The sequence below is a fragment of the Campylobacter sp. BCW_6871 genome (assembly GCF_001762325.1).
GTDB lineage: Bacteria > Campylobacterota > Campylobacteria > Campylobacterales > Campylobacteraceae > Campylobacter_D > Campylobacter_D jejuni.
This window is the reverse complement of record NZ_MJWQ01000033.1, coordinates 1-7262: the sequence shown is the minus strand read 5'-3', so window position 1 is coordinate 7262 and position 7262 is coordinate 1. Positions and strand designations below refer to the sequence as shown.

The window sequence follows — 7262 nt, the reverse complement described above, 5'->3', positions numbered from 1 at the left end:
ATACCTGTAACATTTTTAATCTCTTCAGATTGAGTGATAACATCACTAGTTTTAACTGAAACATTTTGCATAGAAGAAGTGATCTCTTCTAAAGCTGCTGCAGTTTCTTCTAAAGATTGAGCTTGAGAATTTGAAGAAGTGGTTAAGCTTTGAACAGCAGTTTGTAATTTTCCACTTTCATTAGCTAAAGCATTAGCAAAGTCTGAACTTTGTTTTAGCATTTTAACTATTTCATCGCCTAAAGCATTAGTAGTTAATTCAACACTTCCTGAAGCATTAGAGATTTTATTTCTAAAATCTAAGCTTTTGTATTCTTCAAATATTTTATGAATAACATTCATATCAGAACCTACTCTAGCTTGTAAAACATCAAGAAGTTTATTTAGAACATTTTTAAGTTCAATAAGTTGTGGGTTTCTTGGATTAGCAGTAATTCTTGCTGTTAGATTACCACCTTCTACAACTGATACGGTTTGAACTGATTCTTTAACAGCTTGATTGTCTTGTTCTAAACCTTTTTTAGTAGCAAGGATGTTTTCGTTGATCATTTTGCCCATTTTTCCAAGTTCATCATCTGCTTTGATTGAAATTAAATCAACTTCGTGTTTTTCGTGATTTAAAAAACGAAAGAAATTTTCTAAAGATTTTAAAATGACAGGAATTCTAGATCCAACTATTTTTTTAACGCAGACATAAACTATAATCAATATGACAAGTAGTATAAAAAAAGAAATAACGATAAAAATAATTTCTAGTTTCTTTAAAGGTGCTAAAACTGAATTTTTAGGAGCAGTTACAACCATACTCCAATAACTTGAATTATTTGCAGTACTAAAAGATGAAACGGATGCATAGCTTAAATCTCCAGTTGAAGCAACATAATCATCTATTATAACAGTTTTGTGTTCTTTAACAGCATTATTGACTAACTCCACAGAGGGATCTTTATTTATATCACTGAGTGTTTTTAAAATGGCATTATGATTTTTATGAATGGCAATAACACCTTTATCAGTCATTAAAAATCTTAAATCCCCTTCAAAAAAATCTAATTTTGGGTCAAGTATGGTTTCAGAAACTTCAGAAAAATCTAAAGTATATCCAGCAACTCCAATCAATTTACCTTTATTATTAAAAATAGGCATTCCAAAATTAATACCTAGAAAATCTTTTCCATCGTAGTTAAGTTTAGTTGGTGGCCCAACAAATAAACTATCTTTATCTCCATATTTAGCGTTTTTTTCTACTTGCTCTATAATCTTTAAATTACCAAAATTATTTGGCGTTTGAATCGTTTCTATTCCTCCAGATTTTCCAGTGGTTTGATCAAAATAAATCATAGCAAAAGTTTTACCATCAGAACTTGTGTATCTTTTATCAATTCCTTGAGCATCCCCTAGCACTGAAGTATCTTTTAAATACAAAAAAGTATAAGCTGAATATAAACTACTATCAAATAAATTTTTCATTAAGCTTTCAATCAAATCAGCATCAACTTGATTATTGTGTTCAAACATATCATTTAAGGAAGTTGCGGTTCCTTTTGCAAGTGCAACAGTTTCATTTAGAATACCTTCCATATAATTGGTGTATCTTTTTGAAGCTAAAAATATTGAATCTTTGGCCTCTTTTTCCATATTTTCAGAAATATATATGGAAACTGTTGAAACTAATACGATAATGCCTAAAATTACCCCTATAGCTACAGATAGAATAAGCTTAGTGCTTATATTTAAAGAACGAAAATTCATATTTTTTCCTTAACTTTTAAAAATTTATAAAAAACTTAGTATAGTATTCTATAATTTTTTAAAATATTCTTAAAAATTTTAATATCTTTTGTAATTTTACCATATGTTAACTTTTTATAAATATAAGTATTTAAAATATTAAAATTTTATTGAAGTTAAGAATTATTAATGCAATTTACCTTTGAACAAATTTTTATCGCAATGCTACTGACTCTTTTTGCAGGTTTTTCTACAGCTATAGGTTCTATAATAGCCTTTTTTTCTAGAAAAGATGATTTAAGGGTGCTTTCTTTAGGACTTGGTTTTTCAGCTGGGGTAATGATATATATTTCTTTCATGGAAATTTTACCCACTGCGCTGAAAGATTTTAAAAATCACTATGATTCGCATTGGGCTGAGCTTTTAGGATTGGCTTGTTTTTTTGGTGGAATTTTAATATCTTTATTGATTGATAAATTAATCCCCGAAGATGTCAATCCTCACGAGCCCAAAGAGGATTTAAGCGAGTTAAAAATTTGTCCCTTACCTCAAAAAGGACAAAATCCTCCGAAATTTCATCCTGGAGAAAAGTTGCATCAGATCAATACTAAAGCTTTGAAACGCACAGGGATTTTTACAGCTTTAGCTATTGCTATACATAATTTCCCAGAAGGTTTTGCTACTTTTATTTCGAGTCTTGATAATCTTACTTTAGGAATTGCTATAGCTATAGCTGTGGCTATACACAATATCCCTGAAGGTTTGGCTGTGAGTTTGCCAATTTACCATGCTACAGGAGATAAGAAAAAAGCTTTTATTTATTCAGCTCTTTCGGGTTTTGCAGAGCCTTTGGGTGCTTTTGTTGGAGCTTTGATTTTATTGCCTTTTATAGGCGATCTTACTTTAGCTATAAGTTTTGCTGTGATTGCAGGAATTATGGTTTTTATATCTCTTGATGAGCTTTTGCCCGCTGCAAAAACTTATGATAAGGCTCATGATAGTTTATATGGACTTATATTAGGAATGGCAATAATGGCTTTAAGTTTAAATTTGCTTGGACAATAGAAAGCCTTGCGGCTTTCTTAAATTTAGTTCACACCTTTTGGCGCACTGAAGGCAGTAAGTTTTGGTAGTTCACCTTTAAATTTTTCTATGTTTACGAGCCCTGTGTGAGAGATATTGCCATTGGCAAGTTTTGAAGTTGGTATATCCATGGTTAAAACATTTACACTTCCACATTTACAAAGTCCGTTTTCATTAGGATCATACCAAGCACCTTCACAAAGCCTTACAACCCCTTGCATGATTTCATCACTTACAACAGCCCCTGCTAAAACTTCACCGCGTTTGTTAAACACGCGCACTACATCGCCATTTTTTATACCAAGTTTTTTTGCATCTTTGGAATTGATTAAAATCGGCTCTCTATCTTTTATTGCATAAGTATCTCTTAAGCTTGTGTGGCAAAGTTGAGAGTGTAAGCGATCTCTTGGGTGGTTTGTAAGTAAGTGGAAAGGTGCTTCTTTGGTTGCATTTCCAAGCCATTCAATAGGCTCAAACCAAGTAGGATGGGCTTTGCAATCATCATAATTATAATTTTTAATCGTTTCTGAGTAAATTTCAATGAGCCCTGAATCTGTACCCAGAGCATTTAAGATAGGATCTTCTATAAATTCTGAAAAACGAGTCCATTCTAAACTTTCAGCTGTTGGTTCAAAAGTGATTGGTTCATTTTTAGCCCAAAATTCTTCAAAGCTTGGCATAGGAGTGGCAAAAGCTTCGCCAAAACTTTGAGTTTGTTTTAGGGCGCTGTTGTAGTATTCTTTGATGAAATCTTTAGCTTTTTTGCCATTTTCTGTGTAGGCATTAAAGACATCTTTTCCATAAATTTTACAAATATCAGAGAAAATTACATAATCATCTTTGCTTTCACCCACAGGCTCAACTGCTTGTTTCATAGGAGCTATATGCATATTTGAATAATCTCCTGTCATGGTAATATCATCTCTTTCATAAGATGAAGTTACAGGCATAACAATATCTGCCATTTTAGCTGTTGGAGTCCAGTAAATTTCATTTACCACAACGGTGCGTGGTTTTCTCCATGCTTTTACATTAGTGTTGGTATCTTGATGGTGCACTAAAGGATTTCCACCTACCCAGTAAATAAAATCAATATCAGGATAGGTAAGCTTAGAGCCGTTGTGATCTATGGTTTTTCCAGGGTGAAGTAAAGCATCAGCGATTCTTGCTACAGGGAAAGAATAACTCGCTGCATTTTGAAGCCATTCTGCACCTCCGTTTGAAGTTTCGCTTTTTGCTAAACCTTTAAATTTACCATTGTTCCAAATTCCTAAGCTACCTGCTGTCATACCGCCGATAACTCCGCCTTTGCAAGTTGGAACACCACCATTGCTGTAATGGTAGCTTAGTCCAAAACCACCTCCTTTTGTGCCGATTTGTCCTAACATCGCACAAAGAGTAACTAACATCCAGTGAGGCTGTTCGCCATGATGTGCTCTTTGCATACCCCAACCACTCATAATCATAGTAGGATTATCATAAAAAGTTTCAGCTAAATTTTTGATAGTTTTTTCATCGATACCGCAAATTTTACTTGCCCATTTGGTATCTTTTTTCACTCCATCTTCTTTACCTTCTAAATAATCTTTAAATTTATCAAAGCCTGTAGTGTAAGTGTCTAAAAACTCGTAATTGACTTTTTTCTTAGCGATTAAATGGCTGGCCATACCCATCATTAAAGCCACATCGGTATTTGGGCGTGGAGCTATCCATTTAGCATTTAAAAATTTCGCTGTAGTGGTTTTTACAGGATCTATACAAATCACTTTGATTTTACTGTCTTTAAGTTTTTCAAAGTATGCCAAACCTCTTTGTTCGTTTGAAGTCCAAGCTATACGTAAAGTAGAAAGTGGATCAGCACCCCAAACCACAACATATTTAGAATCGCTTAAGATATTTTCCCATGAGGTTTGTTGCTCATAAACTTCAATCGATCCTACAACATAAGGCATAATCACTTGAGAAGCTCCTGTAGAATAGTCCCCAGTAGCTCCTACAAATCCACCTGTTACATTTAAAAATCTATGAAGCAAGATACGTGAGTTTTGCATATTTCCACTTGATTTCCAGCCATAACTTCCACCAAAAATTGCACTTGCACCTTTGCTATCTCTTGTTTTTTTAAGTTCTTTGGCGATGAGTTTGATCGCTTCATCATAACTTACGCGGACAAATTCATCTTTTCCACGAAGTTCAGGTTTAGGATTGTCAGGATTTTCAAGGTAGGATTTACGCACATAAGGGTATTTCACACGAGATTTATAAACCATATCAGCAGTGTAGTGCTGTAAAGGATTATCCATTTTTGTAACTTTTTCCCAAGGTTCACTTTTTACTATTTTGCCATCTTTTATAGTGAGTTTTAAAATCCCCCAGTGTGCTGCAGTGATCACTTCTCCATTTTTTACAAGTCCGAGGCTAACTTTTGAAGCTTCTACGGTTTTTCCTGCACTTAAGCTTGGAATGAGAGGTAAAGCACTTAAGCTCGCTCCAATTTTTAAAAATTTTCTTCTATCTAGCATGCTTTTCTCCTTATTTTGTTTTAAAATCTTTTGCGTTTTTTTGTAAGTATTCTATAACTAGCCATCTGTCTTTTTTATCAATACCTGTTCTATCAGCCATAGAACGGAAAATTGCAGGCCAAGCGTTAGCTGTAAATTCTTTTTCTTTGTGGATAGCGTGGCAAATTCCGCAGTTATTTACAAAAAGCTCTTTGGCTCGATTTAACATTTCTTTATTGTCTTTGACAAATTCTTTTTCATCTGCCCAAATTTCAAGGCTTACCTTATCCCATTTTCCATTTTTTCCAGTTATTCTTTGAGAGAAATTTAATTTTGTATTTTTAGAAAAAGCTGCAACAATAATTCTTTGAGAGTCATTGAAATAAATCACAGAAGGTGCTTTAGGATTTACATAACCATCAATTTTTAGCAAAACCCTGTTATTTTCGCTTTTTAATACTTCAAAAGGATTTGTAGGTAAAAGTCTTCCTATGACTTTAGTATCATCTTTATTAAGATAAAGTGATACAACTTCATCGGCATAGACGGTATTTTCTGCCCATAAATATGTCGCTAGGACAATAAAAGAAATGAAAATCTTTTTCATTGCTATTCCTTAATATAAATTTGATGTAAATGTATTTTAACACTAGTTAATTTAATTATTAATTAATATTAACAAAATATTAATTAATAATTAATAACTTTTTTAGAAAAAAATAAGCATTTTATAGTTATAATTTAGAAAATAAATATACAAGAAAGGAAGACAATGTTAAAATCTATCGGAACTAAATTAACCCTTTCAGTAATTGGAAGTGTTATGGTTAGCTTAGTCTTTATGATTGCCATCATATCATGGAAAGTTTCTCAAAATATGGAAAAAGAAGCAGAAATTGCTCTAGACATAGCTTCAAAAAGATATGTAAATTATATGCAATCCACACTTAACGAACCTTTTTTACTCTCTAAAGCATTAGGTGCTAGTATACAACAAGTTATTAATGATAATGGGAGCATTGACATTAATGTATTGGAAAATTTGACCAAAAAAACATTAGATTCAAGTATGCATACCACTTATGCTTTTTTATACATTAAAGATCTTTCAGTCTTATCAGGAAATAAAGAAAAAGACATTCAAAATGGAAATTTATCTATTGTTTATAATGATTCAACTCCAGGGATTGACGGAGGTATTAAAACATTTATACAAAATAAAAATATGTATAACAGTATACCTGTAATCTCAAAAATTGAAAACAATGTGCACAATGGAGAGCAAAAGGTTATTTTTGGTTCAGTTAAGCGTCTTGATTATGGCAATGGAGAATTTTTAGGAATAAACTTAGGAATGCCTATTTTTAATCAAAAAGGAGATTTTGCAGGAGTTATTGGTTTCTCTTTAGAGCTTTCACAGATGTCTAAAGCTTTACTTAATCCTTCATTAAATTTTCACGAAGGAGATCAAAGATTACTACTTACAGATGATGGAACATTTGTTATTCATGAAAATCCTAAAGCAATTTTGCAAAAAATCAATGAATACAACCATTCTCCTTCTGTAGCTCCTATATTAAGTGCTATTAAAGAACATAGAGATATTTTAATCAATAATTTTTATACATCTACAGGTTTAACCAGTTATGCTTCGGTTTCTTCTTTTAGTACATTAGAAAATTCAAGTCATTGGAGTATACTTGTAACAACCCCTAGAACTTCGGTTTTAGCACCTTTATATCATCTTCAATTAATTATAGTTGCTGTAGTTGTTATATTTTTAATTATAATTTCAGCTATTGTATATATGTGTATAAAATATATGGTAAGTGCAAAAATTAATTCAATTTTTAAATCTTTGCAAAATTTCTTTGACTTTATCAATCATAAAACAAAAAATGTTTCCACTATAGAAGTAAAAAGCAATGATGAATTTGGACAAATCTCA

The 7262-nt window shown here is 32.0% G+C and carries 4 protein-coding genes and 1 pseudogene; 2 read left to right on the top strand and 3 right to left on the bottom strand.

Annotated features, from left to right (window positions below; all coding sequences use genetic code 11):
• The coding region (locus AJ930_RS03200; protein ID WP_070274825.1) for a methyl-accepting chemotaxis protein at positions 1–1751 on the bottom strand (1751 nt) is incomplete at its 3' end.
• Between the two features lie 168 nt (positions 1752–1919).
• On the opposite strand from AJ930_RS03200, the gene zupT reads away from it, so the two are divergent.
• Entirely contained in the window at positions 1920–2795 is an 876-nt protein-coding gene (gene zupT, locus AJ930_RS03195) for a zinc transporter ZupT (protein ID WP_002861047.1), read from the top strand.
• Between the two features lie 23 nt (positions 2796–2818).
• Here zupT and AJ930_RS03190 read toward each other — a convergent pair whose 3' ends face one another.
• The gene (locus tag AJ930_RS03190; protein ID WP_044779533.1) at positions 2819–5335 is read right to left on the bottom strand and encodes a molybdopterin guanine dinucleotide-containing S/N-oxide reductase; all 2517 of its coding nucleotides are present in this window, start codon (positions 5333–5335) and stop codon (positions 2819–2821) included.
• A gap of 10 nt (positions 5336–5345) precedes the next feature.
• The gene (locus tag AJ930_RS03185) at positions 5346–5921 is read right to left on the bottom strand and encodes a cytochrome c3 family protein (RefSeq protein WP_044779534.1); all 576 of its coding nucleotides are present in this window, start codon (positions 5919–5921) and stop codon (positions 5346–5348) included.
• A 1251-nt stretch (positions 5922–7172) separates the two neighbouring features.
• Here AJ930_RS03185 and AJ930_RS10805 point away from each other — a divergent pair.
• A pseudogene (locus tag AJ930_RS10805) lies at positions 7173–7262 on the top strand (hypothetical protein); the annotation flags it as partial.